Origin of the sequence: Vreelandella jeotgali Hwa, assembly GCF_000334215.1 — a bacterium.
In the GTDB taxonomy this organism is placed as follows: domain Bacteria; phylum Pseudomonadota; class Gammaproteobacteria; order Pseudomonadales; family Halomonadaceae; genus Vreelandella; species Vreelandella jeotgali.
Genome location: NZ_AMQY01000014.1, coordinates 1 through 19,395, shown reverse-complemented (window position 1 = coordinate 19,395; position 19,395 = coordinate 1). Strand labels below are relative to the sequence as shown.

13 protein-coding genes and 2 rRNA genes are annotated in these 19,395 nt (G+C 63.0%); 9 read left to right on the top strand and 6 right to left on the bottom strand.

Annotation, left to right across the window (positions count from 1 at the left end; genetic code table 11):
- The first annotated feature begins 517 nt into the window (after window positions 1–517).
- The 7 genes from C793_RS0106085 to C793_RS0106055 all read left to right on the top strand — a co-directional run bounded on the left by C793_RS0106085 (window position 518) and on the right by C793_RS0106055 (window position 7,751).
- Window positions 518–3,358, top strand: coding sequence for a monovalent cation/H+ antiporter subunit A (locus tag C793_RS0106085; protein ID WP_017430049.1), 2,841 nt, complete (start codon window positions 518–520; stop codon window positions 3,356–3,358).
- Window positions 3,358–3,690 carry a Na+/H+ antiporter subunit C gene (locus C793_RS0106080; protein ID WP_017430048.1) on the top strand — a complete coding sequence of 111 codons (333 nt, stop codon included), beginning with the start codon at window positions 3,358–3,360 and terminating at the stop codon, window positions 3,688–3,690. The genes C793_RS0106085 and C793_RS0106080 overlap by 1 nt, the downstream gene beginning before the upstream one ends.
- On the top strand, window positions 3,687–5,204 hold the full coding sequence (locus tag C793_RS0106075) for a monovalent cation/H+ antiporter subunit D (protein ID WP_017430047.1): 1,518 nt from the start codon (window positions 3,687–3,689) through the stop codon (window positions 5,202–5,204). The genes C793_RS0106080 and C793_RS0106075 overlap by 4 nt, the downstream gene beginning before the upstream one ends.
- Window positions 5,201–5,698, top strand: coding sequence for a Na+/H+ antiporter subunit E (locus C793_RS0106070; protein ID WP_017430046.1), 498 nt, complete (start codon window positions 5,201–5,203; stop codon window positions 5,696–5,698). The genes C793_RS0106075 and C793_RS0106070 overlap by 4 nt, the downstream gene beginning before the upstream one ends.
- On the top strand, window positions 5,692–5,961 hold the full coding sequence (locus C793_RS0106065) for a K+/H+ antiporter subunit F (protein ID WP_017430045.1): 270 nt from the start codon (window positions 5,692–5,694) through the stop codon (window positions 5,959–5,961). Before C793_RS0106070 ends, C793_RS0106065 begins: the two co-directional genes overlap by 7 nt.
- Window positions 5,958–6,341 carry a Na+/H+ antiporter subunit G gene (locus C793_RS0106060; RefSeq protein WP_017430044.1) on the top strand — a complete coding sequence of 128 codons (384 nt, stop codon included), beginning with the start codon at window positions 5,958–5,960 and terminating at the stop codon, window positions 6,339–6,341. The genes C793_RS0106065 and C793_RS0106060 overlap by 4 nt, the downstream gene beginning before the upstream one ends.
- A 159-nt stretch (window positions 6,342–6,500) precedes the next feature.
- Window positions 6,501–7,751: a YbfB/YjiJ family MFS transporter gene (locus C793_RS0106055; protein ID WP_017430043.1), complete on the top strand. Its 1,251-nt coding sequence runs from the start codon at window positions 6,501–6,503 to the stop codon at window positions 7,749–7,751.
- Between the two features lie 9 nt (window positions 7,752–7,760).
- On the opposite strand, the gene serB is transcribed toward C793_RS0106055, so the two are convergent.
- The 4 genes from serB to pgi form a co-directional block, all read right to left on the bottom strand.
- Entirely contained in the window at window positions 7,761–8,711 is a 951-nt protein-coding gene (gene serB / locus C793_RS0106050; protein ID WP_017430042.1) for a phosphoserine phosphatase SerB, read from the bottom strand.
- Window positions 8,712–8,755: 44 nt separating this feature from the next.
- Window positions 8,756–11,038: a DNA topoisomerase IV subunit A gene (gene parC, locus C793_RS0106045; protein WP_017430041.1), complete on the bottom strand. Its 2,283-nt coding sequence runs from the start codon at window positions 11,036–11,038 to the stop codon at window positions 8,756–8,758.
- A gap of 37 nt (window positions 11,039–11,075) precedes the next feature.
- Window positions 11,076–12,971 (bottom strand): DNA topoisomerase IV subunit B, encoded by a 1,896-nt coding sequence (gene parE / locus C793_RS0106040; RefSeq protein WP_017430040.1) that lies wholly within the window; start codon window positions 12,969–12,971, stop codon window positions 11,076–11,078.
- Between the two features lie 189 nt (window positions 12,972–13,160).
- Window positions 13,161–14,852 carry a glucose-6-phosphate isomerase gene (gene pgi, locus C793_RS0106035; RefSeq protein WP_017430039.1) on the bottom strand — a complete coding sequence of 564 codons (1,692 nt, stop codon included), beginning with the start codon at window positions 14,850–14,852 and terminating at the stop codon, window positions 13,161–13,163.
- Window positions 14,853–15,006: 154 nt separating this feature from the next.
- Between pgi and cmoA the strand changes: the two genes are divergently transcribed.
- Window positions 15,007–15,750, top strand: a complete 744-nt coding sequence (gene cmoA, locus C793_RS0106030) for a carboxy-S-adenosyl-L-methionine synthase CmoA (protein ID WP_017430038.1) — start codon at window positions 15,007–15,009, stop codon at window positions 15,748–15,750.
- Window positions 15,751–16,752, top strand: coding sequence for a tRNA 5-methoxyuridine(34)/uridine 5-oxyacetic acid(34) synthase CmoB (cmoB, locus tag C793_RS0106025; RefSeq protein WP_017430037.1), 1,002 nt, complete (start codon window positions 15,751–15,753; stop codon window positions 16,750–16,752).
- An 84-nt stretch (window positions 16,753–16,836) separates the two neighbouring features.
- Here the strand turns inward: cmoB and rrf are convergent.
- A 5S ribosomal RNA gene (gene rrf, locus C793_RS0106020) occupies window positions 16,837–16,952 on the bottom strand.
- A gap of 96 nt (window positions 16,953–17,048) precedes the next feature.
- Window positions 17,049–19,395: ribosomal RNA gene (locus C793_RS0106015) — 23S ribosomal RNA — on the bottom strand; the annotation flags it as partial.

The window sequence follows — 19,395 nt, the reverse complement described above, 5'->3', positions numbered from 1 at the left end:
CTCGGTGCCGGCAATGCGACCTGACAAGCGGACGCTGCGACAGCATAAGCGGAAAGAATCTGAACATCTGAATCCCATAACAACCTCACAACCTGTCAAAAAACCAACGACGATGCCGGCGAACACGATGCCCGCAGCATTGCCCGACCCTGAGTGCTCAGAGGCGGGCGAGTAGTAGTCGTAGATCTCGTACAGGAAGCGTCATGGGAGTCAACATACCTATAGCCAATCAGCCATGCAGGCGTTTGTCAATCATTGTGCCGCGAGATGGGACGACAACACGCAACGGCCGGCCCGCAGCCGATAAAATGCGGCAGCATTGCCAAACCCCTGCTAGGGTGACAATTAAACTTCACAATAGCGGCGCAGCTGGTAGCCTTGACGGTTTGCGCAATAACGCGCCGCCCGATCCTTTTCGGTTCAGGATACGTGGCCGCCCCGGTTTCCTGCGCTCGGATTGCCTGAACCCAGGTTTCAGCGGTCATCCGGAACCCGATCAACTGCTGGATTAACGCCAATGATACTGCTGTGGATAGCCCTACTGCCACTTTTCGGCGTGTTGGCGCCTTTGCTGAGCGTTCGACACGGACGCGCTGCCTGCACCCTTGCCACGGCCCTGCTGCCGGGTATCGCGCTGGCGCTGACGCTGGCGCAGATACCCGCGCTGGCCGACGGTCAGGCGCTGCGCTTCAGCGCCAGCTGGCTGCCGCAGCTGGGGCTGGATCTGGCGCTGCGCCTGGACGGCCTGACGCTGTTGTTCAATCTGCTGATTCTGGGGATCGGGCTGCTGATCCTGCTGTACGCGCATTTTTATCTTGACCAAAGCGAGCCGGTGGGGCGTTTTTATGCCTTCATGGTGCTGTTCATGGCGTCCATGGTGGGCATCGCCATGGCCGACAACCTGATTCTGCTATGGCTCTACTGGGAGCTCACCAGCCTGGCGTCGTTTTTGCTGATCGGCTTCTGGACCACCCAGAGTGCGGCGCGCAAGGGCGCGCGCATGGCGCTGACCGTCACCGGGGCCGGCGGGCTTGCGCTGCTGGCCGGGGTGCTGCTGCTGGGACAAATCGCCGGCAGTTTTGACATGGACGTGGTGCTGTCCAGCGGCGAAGCCATCGCCGCCGACCCACGCTATCCGGCGATGCTGGTGCTGGTGTTGCTCGGCGCCTTTACCAAGTCGGCGCAGTTTCCGTTCCAGTTCTGGCTCCCCCACGCCATGGCTGCGCCCACGCCGGTGTCGGCTTACCTGCATTCGGCGACCATGGTCAAGGCGGGTATCTTCCTCATGGCGCGGCTGCATCCGGCGCTCGGCGGCACCCCGCTGTGGACCGTGCTGGTGGCACTGACCGGTACCGTCACGCTGCTCTACGGCGCCTGGTTTGCGCTGTTCAAGACCGATCTCAAGGGCATTCTGGCGTTTTCCACCGTCAGCCATCTGGGGCTTGTCACCGTGCTGCTGGGGATCGGCAGCCCCATGGCCATCGTTGGCGCACTGTTTCATATCCTCAACCACGCCACCTTCAAGGCGGCGCTGTTCATGAGCGCCGGCATTATCGATCACGAAACCGGGACCCGCGAGCTCAAGTATCTGGGCGGCTTACGCAAGGGCATGCCGGTCATGGCCGTACTCACCTCGGTGGCTGCGGCGGCCATGGCGGGTGTGCCGCTGCTCAACGGCTTTTTATCCAAGGAAATGCTGTTTGCCGAGACGCTCAACACGCCGATTCTCGCCGGCCTGAGCTGGACGATGCCGGTGCTGGCCGCGTTGGGTGGCGTGCTCTCGGTCGCCTATTCGCTGCGCCTGGCCCACGCGGTGTTTTTCAAGCCGCCGCGCAGAATGCCGCCACGACACCCCCATGAGCCGCCGCGGCTGATGCGCGCGCCGGTCGAGCTGCTGGTTACTCTCTGCGTACTGGTGGGCCTGTTTCCGGCATTGTTGGCCGGTGGCCTGGTGGATCTGGCCACTCAGGCGGCACTGGGCGGCGCATCGCCGGATTTCCACCTGGCTATCTGGCACGGCTTCAACGTGCCGCTGGCGATGAGCGCCGTGGCGCTCGCCGGCGGCGGCCTGATGTACTGGCGCCATGCCGACATGCGTCGCTTCGTTACCCAGTTCAAGGGGCTCGACGCCCGCTTTGTGTTTGAACGCGGCGTGCAGTCCTGCATCAAGGCGTCGGAGCGCAGCCTGACCTGGTTTGAAGGCAACTCGCTCCAGCGCTATATGGCGTGTCTGCTCATGGCGGCGGTCGTCGCCGGCGTGATGGGGCTGGCGAAAATCGCCCCGCTGACCGGAGAAGCGGGCAACCAGCCGATCGATGGCGTAGCGCTGTTCGGCACGGCCATGCTGATTTTTGGCGGCATCGCCACCGCCGCGATTCATCGCTTTCGCCTGGTATCGCTGCTGATGCTGTCCATCGTGGGCCTGTTTGTGGCGCTGACGTTTGCGCGCTTCTCGGCGCCGGACCTGGCGCTGACCCAACTATCGGTGGAAGTCGTGACCATGATCCTGTTGATGCTGGCGCTGTTCTTTCTGCCCCAGCGTACCCCGCGCGAATCGGGCCCCATGCGCAACGTCCGCGATATTCTGCTGTCCAGCGCTCTGGGGCTGGTGATTGCCAGCCTCAACTATGCGGTGATGACCCGGGGCGGCGTCTCCATTTCGGATTTCTTTATCAACCACAGCGTGCCCGGTGGCGGCGGCCACAACGTGGTCAACGTCATCCTCGTGGACTTTCGCGGCTTTGATACGCTGGGGGAAATTACCGTGCTGGCGCTGGCCGGGCTGGCGATTTTCAAGCTGCTCAACCGGCTGCGCCTGTTCATGCCCCACAGCGATGCGGAGGGGCGCGTCTGGTCGCCGGATCGCTACCCGGCCATCCTCACGTCGATTTCCATGGCGCTGCTGCCGCTGGCCCTGCTGGTTTCGGTCTTCATCTTTTTACGCGGCCACAACCAGCCGGGCGGCGGCTTTATCGCCGGGCTGATTACCGCCGTGGCGTTGATTCTGCTGTATATGGCGCGCGGCGTGGACTGGGCCCAGCAGCGTCTGGACTTCCCCTTTCAGCCGGTGGCTGTGGCCGGTGTGGCTACCGCTACGCTGACCGGCGTAGGCAGCTGGCTGTTTGGCCAACCGTTTTTAACCTCGGCGTTCGGGCATTTTTCGCTGCCGCTGATCGGCGAGCTGGAGCTGGCCACCGCCCTGCTCTTTGACCTGGGCGTGTATCTTGCCGTGGTCGGCGCCACGCTGATGATTCTGGCCAACCTGGGCAAGGTGACAACTCCCCACCGCCCGGTGATCGAATCGCGGGATAACAATCGTGGCAAGGCCGCGTCTGCCGCCAACAAGGAGAATGGTTAATGGAAGCGCTTTACGCCATCAGTACCGGCACCCTGACGGCCTGCGGCCTCTATCTGACCCTGCGCGGGCGGACCTTTCCCGTGGTGGTGGGGCTGACGCTACTGTCCTATGCGGTCAACCTCTTTCTGTTTTCCATGGGCAACCTGACCACTCACGGCGCGGCCATTGTCAACGGAACCGGGGATTACGCCGACCCGCTGCCGCAGGCGCTGGTGCTGACGGCCATCGTGATCGGCTTCGCCATGACGGCGTTTGTGGTAATTCTGGCCATGCGTGCACGCAGCGAAATGGGCAACGACCACGTAGACGGCAAAAAGGATGACCACGAATGACTCAGCACCTGATTATCCTGCCGGTGGTGCTCCCGCTGGTGGCCGGCATTGTGCTGCTTTATCGGCGTCTGGGGCGTCTCAGCCAGACCAAGCGTCTGATCAGCGTGGTGACGACCGTGCTGCTGTTGCCCATCTCGGCGGCGCTGGTGATGCAGGCCTCGAGCGGCGACGTGACCTATTACGCGCTGGGCAGCTGGCAGCCGCCGTTCGGCATCGTGCTGGTGCTGGACCGCCTGTCGGCGTTGATGCTGCTGGTCACCGCGATCCTCGCCGTAGGCTCGGTGGTTTATGCCTGCGGCGGCGACGATGAAAAGGGCAGCAACTTTCACGGCCTGTTTCAGTGGCAGCTGATGGGGCTTAACGGCGCCTTTCTGACCGGGGATCTGTTCAACCTCTTCGTCTTTTTCGAAGTCCTGCTGCTGGCCTCCTACGCGCTGCTGCTCCACGGCGGGGGCAAGGCGAAAATCCAGGCCAGCGTGCACTACGTGGTGCTCAACATCGCCGGGTCATCGCTGTTTCTGATTGCGGCCGGCGTGCTCTACGGCGCCACCGGCACGCTCAATATGGCCGACATGGCCGAACGCATTGCGCAACTTCCCGCCGAGCGCGAAGGGCTGGTGACGGCCGGCGCGCTGCTCCTGCTGGTGGTTTTCGGCCTGAAAGCGGCCATGCTGCCGCTGTACTTCTGGCTGCCGCGAACTTATGGCTATGCGCCGGCCCCCGTTGCCGCGCTGTTTGCGATCATGACCAAGGTGGGCATCTACGCCATTCTCCGCGTGTACATGCTGATGTTCAGCGACCATGCCGGCGCCCTGGCGGCGCTGGAACAGCCCTGGGTCTGGTGGCTGGCACTGGCGACCCTGGTAATGGCCAGCATGGGGGTGCTGGCCGCGCGCGACCTGCGCCTGCTGGTGGCCTATCTGATTCTGGTATCGGTGGGCACGCTGCTGGCGGGTATCGGCATGCGCTCTCCCGAGGCCGTCTCGGCGCTGCTTTACTATCTGATTCACACCACCCTGGTCACCGGCGGGCTCTTCCTGCTGGCCGCGATGATCGGTACCCAGCGAGGCAAGGCCGGCACCCGGCTGGCCAAGGGCCGGCCGATGGCCGAAGGCGGCGGTCTGGCGCTGCTGTTCTTTATCGGGGCCATTGCCGTTGCCGGGCTGCCGCCGCTGTCCGGCGCGCTGGGCAAGGCGTTGCTGCTTAACGCTGCCGAAGGCAGCCAGCGGCTGTGGCTATGGCCGCTGCTCTTGCTCTCGGGTCTGGCGGCGCTGGTGGCACTCTCCCGCGCCGGCTCTACCATGTTCTGGGCCAGCCATCGCGGTACGCCCGGAGGTGATCCGCTGCCCCGCCCGCAGTGGGTCGGGGTCATCTGGCTGGTCGCCGCGGCGCCGATCCTGCTGATGCTATTTGCCGGCCCGGTGAGCGACTATACCCACGCCACGGCAGAACAGCTGGCCAACCCCGAGGCGCTGATCGAGACGCTGCTGCCGGCAACAGGAGATGCGCCATGATTCGACCTCGTCGCTGGTTGCCCACGCCGGTACTGTCGCTGCTGCTGCTGGCGGTATGGCTGCTGCTCGCCCACAGCATCGCCCCGGGCCAGATCCTGCTGGGCGGGATTCTGGCGGTTGTGATTCCGCTGGTGACCTACCGCTTCTGGGATGCCCCGCTGCGTATCCACCGGCCCTGGCTGTTACTCCGCTTTTTGATACGGGTAATCGGCGACATCATTGTGGCCAACTTTGAAGTCGCCTACCTGATCATCAACTTTCGCCGCTCGATGCGTCCGCACTTCATCGAATATCCGCTGATGCTGGAAGAACGCTTCACCATCACCCTGCTGGCCAGCACCATCACGCTCACGCCCGGCACCGTATCGGCCAACCTGCGCATGGACGGCCAGTCGCTGCTGATTCACGCGCTGGATGTGGACGATCCCGATGCGCTGGTCGCGCAGATTCGGCAACGCTACGAGCAGCCGCTCAAGGAGATATACGAATGCTGAGTATTGCGCTTCCCGTTACTCTGGCGCTGGTGATCATGGCATTGCTGATGAATCTTTACCGGCTGACGGTTGGCCCCACCCTACCCGACCGGGTCATGGCGCTGGATACCATGTACGTCAACTCCATCGCCCTGATCGTGCTGCTGGGGTTCTGGCTGCAGGACAAGACCTACTTTGAAGCCGCACTGCTTATCGCCATGCTGGGCTTTATCAGTACGGTGGCGGTGTGCAAGTACATTCTGCGGGGAGACATCATCGAATGACGTTTATTGATACTCTCGCGGCCATTCTGCTGATTGTCGGTGGCGCCTTTGCGTTTACCGGCTCGCTGGGAATGGTCGTGCTCCGGGACTTCTACATGCGCCTGCACGGGCCGACCAAGGTCACCACCCTGGGCATCGGCTGCATGCTGATCGCTTCCATGCTGTATTTCTGGCGCCTGGACGGCGTGATCAGCATCCAGGAAATGCTGATCACGCTGTTTTTGTTCATCACCGCCCCGGTCAGCGCGCACCTGCTGGCCAAGACCGGCCTGCACATGCGGCTCAAGCGGGCGGACAAGACCCGAGGCGACCCGCTGGAACTGCGTCAGGAAGAAGTCGGCGACAAGCCGGTGCCGCACCCGGACCACAGCCGCAGCTAGTTGGCGGGGTTCGCATATCCGCACGTTTTGCCAAAGTCGCATAACCTTATAAAGCAAAAATGCTTATCGTGTGACGAGGGAGGCCTGTCCGAAAGCTCCAATCCGAATCCCGCCATTCGCGCAGGCCGCTGAATTCCTCGGACACGCGAGACATCGCGCATGATTAAACAACAAGAACTACCGGCGCTGTTTACCGGCATGATGGCCACTTTCGCCGGCATCGGCGTAGCCCGCTTTGCCTACACGCCGCTATTGCCGGCGATTATTCAGGCCGACTGGTTCAGCGCCAGCCAGGCAGCCTATCTGGGCGCTGCCAACCTGCTGGGCTACCTGCTGGGCGCTCTCGCCGGCCACCCGCTTTCCGAACGCTATGCCACCCGCCCGCTGTTCGGCCTGTGCTTTGCCGGCATTGCGCTGAGCTTTCTGCTCTGCGCCTGGCCCAACCTGTTCAGCTGGTTTTTTCTCTGGCGGCTGGTCTCGGGCATTGCCGGGGGCATCCTGGTGGTCGTGGGGCCGTCCATTGCGCTGACTGCGACGCCGCCGGCACGACGTACCGGTGTGGGCACCCTGGTGTTTACCGGCATCGGCCTGGGCAGTCTGGTCTCCGCGCTGATTGTGCCGCTGTTGCTCGCCGTCAGCCTGACGGCAACCTGGCTGGCGCTGGGCATTCTGCTGATTGCCGCCGGCCTGTTTTGCCGCAGCAATCTTGCCAAACTGGACGGCGCCCCGGCCGCCGAACCGCAAGCCACCGACGACGCCGAGTTGGACGCGTCGCCGGTGGAGCCTGCACAGCCGCTGCCCACAGGAAAGCCCGAAAGCATGAAGCGGCCCGCCGGACTGGCACTGGTGATCACGCTGGTAATGATGGCCTATGCGCTGGACGCCATCGGCTTTGTGCCGCATACCGTCTTCTGGGTCGATTACCTGGCCCGGGAAAAGGCGCTGGGCGCCCACGCGGCGTCGCTGCAGTGGGCCATTTTCGGCATGGGCGCGGTCTCCGGGCCTTTTATTGTCAGCTGGCTGGCCAGGCATCTGGGCTGGCACCGGGGGCTGGTGCTGGCGTTTTTGACCAAGTCCACGGCGGTCGCGCTGCCGCTGTTGTCGGTGGCCTTTTTCAGCCGCTCGGCGTCATCGTTCATGGTCGGTGCGATGATCCCCGGCATCGTGGCCCTGACGTCGGGGCGCCTGGCGGAGCTCGCCGGCCCGGCCGACCACAAGCGGCTATGGGGGCAGGCCACGGCGACCTTTGCCGCCGCCCAGGCGGTGTCCGGCTACGGCATGTCGGCGCTGTATGACGCCTGGAACACCTATACGCCGCTTTACGCCATTGGCAGCGCGGTACTCGCCAGCGGCCTGCTGCTGGCCCTGCTCAGCCAGGTCGCCTACCGGCGGCAGCCCGACCCTGCCTGACCCGATAGTTCAGTGCTCGGCACGGGCGTGGTCGGCATGGCCCAACAGGTACAGAACAGCGTCCAGCCCCAGGGTCGTAATCGCCTGGCTGGCCTGTTCGCGCACCACGGGCTTGGCGCGAAAGGCGATACCCAGGCCGGCGCGGGCGAGCATGGTCAGGTCGTTGGCACCGTCGCCCACGGCGACGGTCTGGCTTGGGGAAAGCCCCTGGCGCGCGGCGATGTCTTCCAGCAGCCGGGCCTTGTGCGCGGCATCCACAATCGGCTCGCGCACCTCGCCGGTCACCCGGCCGTTGTTGATGATCAGCTCGTTGGCGTGGACTTCGTCAAAGCCGAGTCGCTGCTGCAGGTGCCGAGCGAAGTAGCTGAATCCGCCGGAGATAATCGCCGTGCGATAGCCGTAGCACTTGAGGCCGTCCATCAGCGTTTCCAGCCCGTCCATCAACGGCAGGTGAGCGGCAATGTCGGCGAGAACGGCTTCGTCCAACCCCTCGAGTTTGGCCATGCGCGCGCGAAAACTCTGCTGAAAATCGAGTTCGCCGCGCATGGCGCGCTCGGTCACCGCGGCGACGTCATCGCCCACGCCGTGGCGGCGCGCCAACTCGTCGATGACTTCGGTTTTGATCAGCGTCGAGTCCATGTCAAAACACACCAGCCGGCGATGCCCGCGCCATTCATCCGCCGCCTGTATGGCAACGTCGACGTCTTCCCGATTGCCCAGCGCCAACGCATCGCGACGCAGCGTTTCGACGTTGACCTCGCCGTCCGCCAGCGCCTGGCCGCCCAGCTCGATCGCCAGGCACGCCGCATGGCCCGGCGCGGGCTCAGCATCCTGATCGGTGAGCCAGCGATGCGCCGAGGCGTGCAGATCAAAGCGCTGAATCAGTGCTGTTACCCGATCGAGCAGCGTCGCCGGCAGCGTTTCCCCCAGCAGGGTCAGGACCAATGCGTTGTGGCTCATGCGTTTGTCTCTTTATTCATGATTCGCCGTGCTATGGCCCGGCGTTAGTCGGATTTGGCCGGCAGCGTTTCCAGGCGATCGACGCGCTGCAGGCCGCGGGGCAGCTTGCTGCCGCGACGCCCGCGCTCGCCGCCATAGTAATCAAGATCGGCCGGTTTCAGCGTCAGCTTGCGCTTGCCGGCGTGGGCCACCAGGGCATCGCCTTCCGCGAGGATGGCGATATCGCGGACAAATTCTTCGCGCCGCGCCGCTCGGGCGCCGGGAATATCCAGCATCCTGATGCCCTTGCCCTTGGCCATGGCGGGCAGCTGGTCGAGCGCAAACAGCAATAACCGCCCTTCGTTGGAGATCACCGCCACTCGGCAGCTGTCGCTCTCCTCATCGGCTTCACTGCAGGGCAGCATCACCGGGGGTAGCACGTTACAGCCCCGTGGCAGGGTCAAAACGGCCTTACCGGCGCGGTTTTTGCCGGTCATATCGCCAAGCGTGGTGATAAAGCCGTAGCCGCCGTCAGACGCCAATAAAAAGCGCTGGTCGGGCGGCGCCAGCATGACACCCGCCATCTGCGCGCCGGCGGCGACGTTGACGCGCCCGGTCACCGGTTCACCCTGCCCCCGGGCACCGGGCAAATTGTGAGCCGCCAGTGTATAGGCGCGGCCGGTATCGTCCAGCAGCACCAGCGGCTGGTTGGTTTTACCCCGGGCGGCCAGGTGGAAGCGGTCGCCGGCCTTGAAGGAAAGCCCCACGGGGTCGATCTCGTGGCCCTTGGCGGCGCGAATCCAGCCCTTTTCGGAGAGCACCACGGTGACCGGGTCGGCGCCCAACAGCTCCACTTCCGACAGCGCCCTGGCTTCCCCGCGCTCGATCAGCGGTGAACAACGCGAGTCGCCGTGCTCCTTGCCCGCCGCGCGGATTTCCTTTTCGATCAGCGTAGTCAGCCGCGCCTCGCTGCCCAGCAGAGTATGGAGACGCTTGCGTTCCTTCTCCAGCTCGTCCTGCTCGCCGCGAATTTTCATCTCTTCGAGTTTGGCGAGGTGGCGCAAGCGCAGTTCCAGAATGGCCTCGGCCTGACGCTCGGACAGATCAAACGCGGCGACCAGCGCCGGCTTGGGCGCGTCTTCCTCGCGGATAATGCGGATCACCTCATCGAGATTGAGGTAGGCGGCCAGCAGCCCTTCCAGCAGGTGCAGGCGATCTTCCACCTTGCCCAGCCGGTGTTCCAGCCGACGGCGCACCGTGGCCCGGCGAAAGGTCAGCCATTGCCCCAGCAATTCCGGCAGCGGCATTACCTGGGGGCGGCCGTCCAGGCCGATGACGTTGAAGTTGACGCGGACGTTCTTTTCCAGATCGGTGGTGGCGAACAGGTGCGCCATCAGGGCGTCCACGTCGACCCTGGCGGAACGCGGTTCGATCACCAGCCGCGTGGGCTCTTCGTGGGTGGATTCGTCGCGCAGGTCGGCGACCATGGGCAGCTTTTTGGCCTGCATCTGCCCGGCGATCTGCTCCAGCACCCGGGCACCACTGACCTGATACGGCAGCGCGGTTATCACCACGTTGGCGCTCTCGCGGGCGAAACAGGCGCGCATTTTTACCGAGCCGCGGCCGGCTTCGTAGAGCTTGCGCAGGTCCGCCCGGGGCGTAATGATCTCTGCCGCAGTGGGAAAATCCGGCGCGGGCAGGTAGTCCATCAGGTCGGTGGTGGTCGCTTGCGGATGGCGCAGCAGACGGCAGGTTGCCTCGACGACTTCGCCCACGTTGTGGGGAGGAATATCGGTGGCCATGCCCACGGCAATACCGGTGCCGCCGTTGAGCAGCAGATGCGGCAGCCGCGCCGGCAGCACCTCGGGCTCCTGCATGGTGCCGTCAAAATTGGGCGTCCAGTCCACGGTGCCCTGCCCCAGTTCGGCGAGCAGCACGTCGGCAAACTTTGCCAGCCGGGCTTCGGTGTAGCGCATGGCGGCAAACGATTTGGGGTCGTCGGGGCTGCCCCAGTTGCCCTGGCCGTCCACCAGCGGATAGCGGTAGGAAAACGGCTGGGCCATGAGCACCATGGCTTCGTAACAGGCGCTATCACCGTGGGGATGAAACTTGCCCAGCACGTCGCCCACGGTGCGCGCGGACTTCTTGTGTTTGGCGCTGGCCGACAGCGACAGCTCGCGCATGGCGTAAACAATGCGCCGCTGCACGGGTTTCATGCCGTCGCCGATGTGCGGCAGTGCCCGGTCCAGAATCACGTACATCGAGTAGTCGAGGTAGGCTTTTTCGGTATAGTCGCGCAGGGAAAGGCGCTCGACGTCGCCTTCCGCCACGGCAATATCCATGCTCATCAATGGGCCTCTTGTCAAAACCGGTCGTCGCCGGTGCTTATACATCTACCTCGGCGAGGTTGCCGTAGTGTTCCAGCCATTCCTTGCGGTCGGACGCGCGCTTTTTCGCCAGCAGCATGTCCAGCATCTGCTCGCTGCCGTCGCCTTCGCTGCGGGTCAGCTGTACCAGCCGTCGGGTGTCCGCCGCCATGGTGGTTTCGCGCAGCTGCAGCGGGCTCATTTCCCCCAGCCCCTTGAAGCGCTGGACGTTGGGCGTCCCGCGCTTTTTCGCCAGCCGTTTGAGGATTGCGTCTTTCTCGCTTTCATCCAGGGCGTAATGCACTTCCTTGCCCAGATCAATGCGGTAGAGCGGCGGCATGGCCACAAAGATATGCCCGGCATCGACCAGGCTGGGGAAGTGACGCACAAACAGCGCGCACAGCAGCGTGGCGATATGCAGGCCGTCGGAGTCGGCATCGGCAAGAATACAGATTTTGTGATAGCGCAGCCGTTCCAGGTTGGCACTGCCGGGATCGGCGCCGATGGCCACGGCGATATCGTGAACCTCCCGGGAGCTGTAGATATCCTGCGACTCCACCTCCCAGGTGTTCAGGATCTTGCCCCGCAGCGGCATGATGGCCTGGGTTTCGCGGTTGCGCGCCTGCTTGGCACTACCGCCGGCGCTGTCGCCCTCGACCAGAAACAACTCGCTCCGGGCCGGATCCTGGCCGGCGCAGTCGGCCAGCTTGCCGGGCAGCGCCGGGCCGGAAGTGACCTTTTTGCGCGCTACCTTTTTGGCCTTCTTCTGGCGGCGCTGGGCGGCGTTGATCACCAGTTCGGCCAGCGCCTCGCCGGCGTCTACATGGCGATTCAGCCACAGCGAGAAGGCATCCTTGACCACGCCGGAAACAAACGCCGACACCGCCCGGGAAGACAGACGTTCCTTGGTCTGGCCGGAAAACTGCGGGTCGAGCATCTTCACCGAGAGCACAAAGGCGGCGCGTTCCCAAAGGTCATCGGCGGTCAGCTTGATCCCTTTCGGCAACAGGCTGTGAAACTCGCAGAATTCGCGCAGGGCGTCCAGCAGCCCCGAGCGAAAGCCGTTGATATGGGTGCCGCCCAGCGGGGTGGGGATCAGGTTGACGTAGGACTCCACCAGCGTCTCGCCACCTTCGGGCAGCCACTGGATGGCCCAGTCAACGCCGTGCTCGTCGTCGCTGAAGTGGCCCAGAAACGGCTCGGCGGGCAGCACCTCAAAGCCATCGGTGGCTTCGACCAGGTAATCGCGCAGGCCATCGGCATACTGCCAGATACTTTGCGTGCCGTCGGGCTCGATCAACGTCACTTCAAGCCCCGGGCAGAGTACCGCCTTGGCGCGCAGCAGGTGCTTCATCCGCCCTACCGCGAGTTTGGGGCTGTCGAAATAGCTCTCGTCCGGCCAGAAACGCAGCAGCGTGCCGCTGGCGCGCTTTGGCGCCTTGCCCAGCAGCGCCAACTCTTCCACTTTCTGCCCGAACTCAAAGGCCATCGCGTGGCGCGCACCGTCGCGGGTCACTTCCATTTCCAGCCGGCGCGACAGCGCGTTGACCACCGACACCCCGACCCCGTGCAGCCCGCCGGAAAAGCGGTAGCTGGAGGCGGAAAACTTGCCCCCGGAATGCAGCCGGGTCAGGATCAGCTCGACGCCGGAAACGCCGTGCTCGGGATGGGTATCAATGGGCATCCCGCGGCCGTCATCGGACACCTCGATGCCGCCGTCTGCCAGCAGCGCCACCCTGACCTTTCTGGCGTACCCGGCCAGCGCTTCGTCGACGCTGTTGTCGATGACTTCCTGCGCCAGGTGATTGGGTCGTGACGTATCGGTATACATGCCGGGACGTTTGCGCACCGGCTCGAGCCCGGAAAGGACTTCGATCGAGCTGGCAGCGTAGGGCGAAGCATCAAACTGGGACATAGGGTCGGAATTTCCTGAACAGTAAAGCAAGCTGCGCGCGGAAACGGCGTCATGCCTGAGCTGCATGTCACGGCAGAAACCGTCAATGTCCCTGTCGGGCACAGAGCATCGAACAGACATGGCCGGGCACGCAAGATGGCGCAGAAGCTGTATGTTACATCAATATCTGTACATTAACACATAACGAGGTCACGGCTGCTCAACCGACGCCCGAAAGGCGTCCATCAGACCGCGCGTGGACGCATCCATGCCGTCGGAGGCAACGTCGCCTTCGAGCATCTGCTGGGTCTGCCCGGCTATCCTTTTCCCGAGCTCCACGCCCCACTGGTCGAAGGGATTGATGCCCCAGATCGTTGCCTGAACAAACACCTTGTGCTCGTAAAGGGCAATCAGCGACCCCAGCGTTTCCGGCGTCAGGCGGTCGAGCAGTACCGTGGTGGAAGGCTGGTTACCGCGGTAGCGTTTGTGCGCCGGGCGCGGAGTATCGTCGGCAATGGCGTCATCGCCCAGCATCAACAGCCGCGACTGGGCAAAGCAGTTGGCCAGCGTCAGCCGGTGCTGAGACTGCAACAGCCGGCGGGTATCGCGGTCTTCAACGTCGTCATAGCGCGACAGCGGCGCAATGAAGTCGCACTCCACCGGCTGGGTGCCCTGATGCAACAGCTGGTAGAACGCGTGCTGGGCGTTGGGCCCTAGCTGGCCCCAGAGCACCGGGCAGGTGGCGTAATTCGCAAATGCGCCGTCACGGGTGACCGACTTGCCGTTGGACTCCATTTCCAGCTGCTCCAGATAGGCGGAAAAATACTCCAGCCGACCATCGTAGGGCAAAATCGAGTGGGCGCGTATGTCCAGAAAGTTGACGTTCCAGATACCGGCAAGCGCCAGCATCACCGGCGCGTTGTCGCCAAGCGGCGTCCGGGCAAAATGGTCGTCCATGGCGTGCGCCCCGGCCAGCAGGCGGCGGAAGTTGGCCATCCCAATCACCAGCGCAATGGGCAGCCCGATGGTGCCCCAAAGCGAATAGCGGCCGCCGACCCATTCCCAGAAGCGCAGCTGGTGCGCCGGCGCGATGCCCCAGCGGGTCATCCTCTCCGGGCTCGCCGAAACCCCGATAAAGTGCTGGCGAATCACCAGTTCCGGGCTGATGGGCGTTGCCCCCTGGCGTGTCAGGCGCGAGAGCAACCAGTCCCGGGCCGTCTCCGCGTTGGTCAGCGTATCCACGGTGGTAAACGACTTCGACGACAGCACAAACAGCGTGGTTTCGGGGTCCAGACGACTCAGATAGTCCACCAGCTGAGAGCCGTCCATCGTCGAGGCAAAATGCACCTTGAGCGGATGAATGGCGGCCGGGGTAAAGTCTGCCAGCGCGTGCGTGACCATTTGCGGGCCCAGATCAGAGCCGCCAACGCCCAGGTTAATCACGCGCTGAATGGGCTTGCCGGTGGCCCCGCGCCACTGGCCGGCGTGCAGCCGTTCGACCAGCGCCGCCATCTGCTCAAGGCTTTGATGGACCTCGGCCACCACGTCTTCACCTTCAACATTGAGCGTGGCATCGGCCGGAAGACGCAGCGCGGTATGCAGCGCCGGACGATCTTCGCTGGTGTTGACCCGCCGGCCGCTGAGCAGCCCGTCGATGGCGTCGGGCACGCCCGCTTCGCGAGCCAACGCCAGCAGATGCGTTAACGTATCACCATCCCAGCGCTGCTTGGACAGGTCCAGCGTCAGCCCTGCCACTCGGCGGCTAAAGCGCGTAAAGCGCTGATTATTTTGATCTTCATCAAAAAGACGCGAAACGTGGCGCTGCCGATGCACCTCGGCGTGGCGCTCAAGCGCCTGCCAGGCGGGCAGCGTATCGGGCGTCGGGGATGTCGCATTGGCCATACTGGCCCTCTCCTTGTGGCACTGCGTGACGGCATGGGGCCTGTTCGGCTCATGGCGGGGCGCGTAAACTGTAGCCCCGCTTTTTGCGGATTGCCGTTTTTTCGCGGACTCTCTGCTACCTGCTACAGATCGTTTTTACGGATCGGCCTGCCCCATGAGTGATGCATCTTACCGTGACGCTATCTTTTCGACACCCCTTGACCGGGTGGCGCAGTTCTCCTTCGACGAAAAAGTCGTGGCGTGCTTTCCCGACATGATCCGCCGTTCCGTGCCCGGTTACGGCCAGGTGCTGGGCATGCTGGGGCTAATTGCCGAGCGCCACCTGCGCCACGGCGCTCGCGTATACGATCTGGGCTGCTCGCTGGGCGCCGGCGGGCTGGCGCTGGCCGGTGCCCTGCCGCCGGATGCCTTCGACTACCTGGGGCTGGATGTTTCGCCGGCCATGGCCGAGCGCGCCCGCGAGACCTTTGCCGCGGAGTGCCCCGAGCACGCCATGCAGGTAACGGTCGCCGATATCCGCGAGGTGGAATACGTCCCGGCGGGGATGATCGTGCTTAACTTCACCCTGCAATTTTTACCGCCGGAAGACCGCGACGCCCTGATGCAGAGGCTCTATCAGGCGCTGGAACCCGGCGGCGTGCTGGTACTCTCGGAAAAAACCGTGGACGCCGACGAATACGACAACGCCTGGCGGGTGGAGCGCTATCACGACTTCAAGCGCGCCAACGGCTACAGCGACATGGAAATCAGCCAAAAGCGCAACGCGCTGGAAAACGTGCTGGTGCCGGACACGCTTGAAGCTCACCACGCCCGCCTGGAGCGCTCGGGCTTCGACCGCTCGATGACGTGGTTTCAGTACCTTAACTTCGCGTCCATGATCGCCTTCAAGGAGGGCTGAATGGCATCAGCAACGACCATACCCGACGATCAACGCGTGCTGTACCAGGCGTTTTTGGACCAGGGGCTGACAACATGGCTGGCAAGGCTGCCCGAGCAGCTGGAAAAAGGGCTGGACCGTCGCCGTCACGGCGACCTGCCCATGTGGGAAAAGGCCGTGGCCAAGCTGCCCGACTTACCCGCCGAGCGTGAGGTCACACTGGACGCCGATAGCATAAGCGTCGATATCGACCTCAACGACAGCCGCCGGCGCCAGTGCGAAAACCTGCTGAAAAAACTCATGCCCTGGCGCAAGGGGCCGTTTTCTCTTGGCGGTATCGAGATCGATACCGAATGGCGTTCGGACTGGAAATGGCAGCGCGTCGCTCCTCACCTCAGCCCGCTCAAGGGCCGTAAAGTGCTCGACGTGGGCGGCGGGAGCGGCTACCACGCCTGGCGCATGGCGGGCGCCGGTGCCGACTTTTCCCTGGTGATCGACCCTTCACCGCGCTTTTACTGGCAGTTTCAGGCGCTGCGCCACTTTATCGGCGACGCCGACGGCGGGCGAACGCACTTTCTGCCCGTGGGCATCGAGGACATGCCGGAAAAGCTCGGTTTCTTCGACACGGTGTTTTCCATGGGTGTGCTTTACCACCGCCCGTCGCCGCTGGAGCATATTCAACAGCTAAAAGACGCCCTCACCCCCGGCGGTGAGCTGGTACTGGAAACCCTGGTTGTGGAAGGCGACGAAAATACCGTCATGCTACCCGGGGATCGCTACGCGGCGATGCCCAACGTCTACTTTCTGCCGTCTTCCCCGGCGCTGTGCCAGTGGCTCGAACGCTGCGGCCTCGAAAACGTCCGCGTGGTAGACGAAGCGAAGACCACGCTCGACGAACAGCGGACTACCGAGTGGATGATCTATCAGTCGCTCGCCGATTTTCTCGATCCGCAGGATAACACTCGCACCCGGGAGGGTTATCCGGCCCCACGCCGTGCCGTGGTTATCGCCCGGAAGCCCTAGCCAAAGACGCCGTATTCATATTCTTCACATAAAACCCGCCCACACAAAAACCCGGCACTCGGCCGGGTTCTCTGCACTGTACGTGCCTGACGATGACCTACTCTCGCATGGGGAGACCCCACACTACCATCGGCGCTGGGCGGTTTCACGGCTGAGTTCGGCATGGGTTCAGGTGGTTCCCGCCCGCTATGGTCGTCAGGCATGACCGGTCGTATATCAAGCTGCTGTGACACGTCTCGCGTATCCGACGGTGTTGCGTCTCTCGTTGTCCTGCGACCCGACCCCTTGGGTGTTATAGGGGCAAGCCTCACGGGCCATTAGTACCGGTTAGCTCAACGCCTTGCAGCGCGTCCACACCCGGCCTATCAACCAGCTCGTCTTGCTGGGCCCTTCAGGAGGCTCACGGCCTCGGGGATGTCTCATCTTGAAGGGGGCTTCCCGCTTAGATGCTTTCAGCGGTTATCCCGTCCGCACTTAGCTACCCGGCAATGCCACTGGCGTGACAACCGGAACACCAGAGGTGCGTCCACTCCGGTCCTCTCGTACTAGGAGCAGCCCTTCGCAAACATCCTGCGCCCACGGCAGATAGGGACCGAACTGTCTCACGACGTTCTAAACCCAGCTCGCGTACCACTTTAAATGGCGAACAGCCATACCCTTGGGACCGACTTCAGCCCCAGGATGTGATGAGCCGACATCGAGGTGCCAAACACCGCCGTCGATGTGAACTCTTGGGCGGTATCAGCCTGTTATCCCCGGAGTACCTTTTATCCGTTGAGCGATGGCCCTTCCATGCAGAACCACCGGATCACTAGAACCTGCTTTCGCACCTGCTCGACGTGTCTGTCTCGCAGTCAAGCACCCTTGTGCTCTTGCACTCACTGCACGATGTCCAACCGTGCTGAGGGTACCTTCGTGCTCCTCCGTTACACTTTGGGAGGGAGACCGCCCCAGTCAAACTACCCACCACACACGGTCCTCGATCCGGATCACGGATCGGAGTGAGAACGCCCATGATGCCGGGCTGGTATTTCAAGGGTGGCTCCCCCCGGTCTGGCGACCGGGGTTCCATGCCTCCCAGCTATCCTACACAGGCATCATCAGCGTCCAGTGTGAAGCTATAGTAAAGGTTCACGGGGTCTTTCCGTCTGGCCGCGGGTACACCGCATCTTCACGGCGATTTCAATTTCACTGAGTCTCGGGTGGAGACAGCGTGGCCGTCATTGCGCCGTTCGTGCAGGTCGGAACTTACCCGACAAGGAATTTCGCTACCTTAGGACCGTTATAGTTACGGCCGCCGTTTACCGGGGCTTCGATCAAGCGCGTCGCCGGAGCTAACGCCATCACTTAACCTTCCGGCACCGGGCAGGCGTCACACCCTATACGTCCGCTTGCGCGTTGGCAGAGTGCTGTGTTTTTAGTAAACAGTTGCAGCCACCTGGTATCTTCGACCGCCTTCCGCTCGACCCGCGAGGGGCGTCACGGCGTGGCGGCGTGCCTTCTCCCGAAGTTACGGCACCATTTTGCCTAGTTCCTTCACCCGAGTTGTCTCAAGCGCCTGGGGATTCTCACCCTGACCACCTGTGTTGGTTTGGGGTACGGTCGCACTGTATGTAGAGCTTAGAGGCTTTTCCCGGAAGCGTGGCATCAATGACTTCAACACCGGAGTGTCTTCGTCTCGTGTCTCGGCCCGGGAGAACCGGATTTGCCTGATTCTCCAGCCTACGCACTTTCACCGGGACAACCGTCGCCCGGCTCACCTAGCCTTCTTCGTTCCCCCATCGCCATACAGTCCGGTACGGGAATATTGACCCGTTTCCCATCGACTACGCCTTTCGGCCTCGCCTTAGGGGCCGACTCACTCTGCTCCGATTAGCGTCGAACAGAAACCCTGGGTCTTCCGGCGAGGGCGTTTTTCACGCCCTTTATCGTTACTCATGTCAGCATTCGCACTCGTGATACCTCCAGCGGACTTCTCAATCCACCTTCGTCGGCGTACACGACGCTCCTCTACCACGCATCCGACGGATGCGTCCGTAGCTTCGGTAACCGGTTTAGCCCCGTTACATCTTCCGCGCAGGCCGATTCGACCAGTGAGCTATTACGCTTTCTTTAAAGGATGGCTGCTTCTAAGCCAACCTCCTGGCTGTCTGAACCTTCCCACTTCGTTTCCCACTGAACCGGTATTTGGGGACCTTAGCTGACGGTTTGGGTTGTTGCCCTTTCCACAGTGGACGTTAGCACCCACTGTGTGTCTCCCACGCTCGCACTCACCGGTATTCGGAGTTTGCCTCGGGTTGGTAAGTCGGGATGACCCCCTAGCCGAAACAGTGCTCTACCCCCGGCGGTGATACGTGAGGCGCTACCTAAATAGCTTTCGAGGAGAACCAGCTATCTCCGGGCTTGATTAGCCTTTCACTCCGACCCACAGCTCATCCCCTCATTTTTCAACATAAGTGGGTTCGAGCCTCCAGTTGCTGTTACGCAACCTTCACTCTGGCCATGGGTAGATCGCCCGGTTTCGGGTCTATTGCCGGCAACTGTGCGCCCTGTTAAGACTCGCTTTCGCTACGCCTCCCCTCGTCGGTTAAGCTCGCTACAGACAATAAGTCGCTGACCCATTATACAAAAGGTACGCGGTCA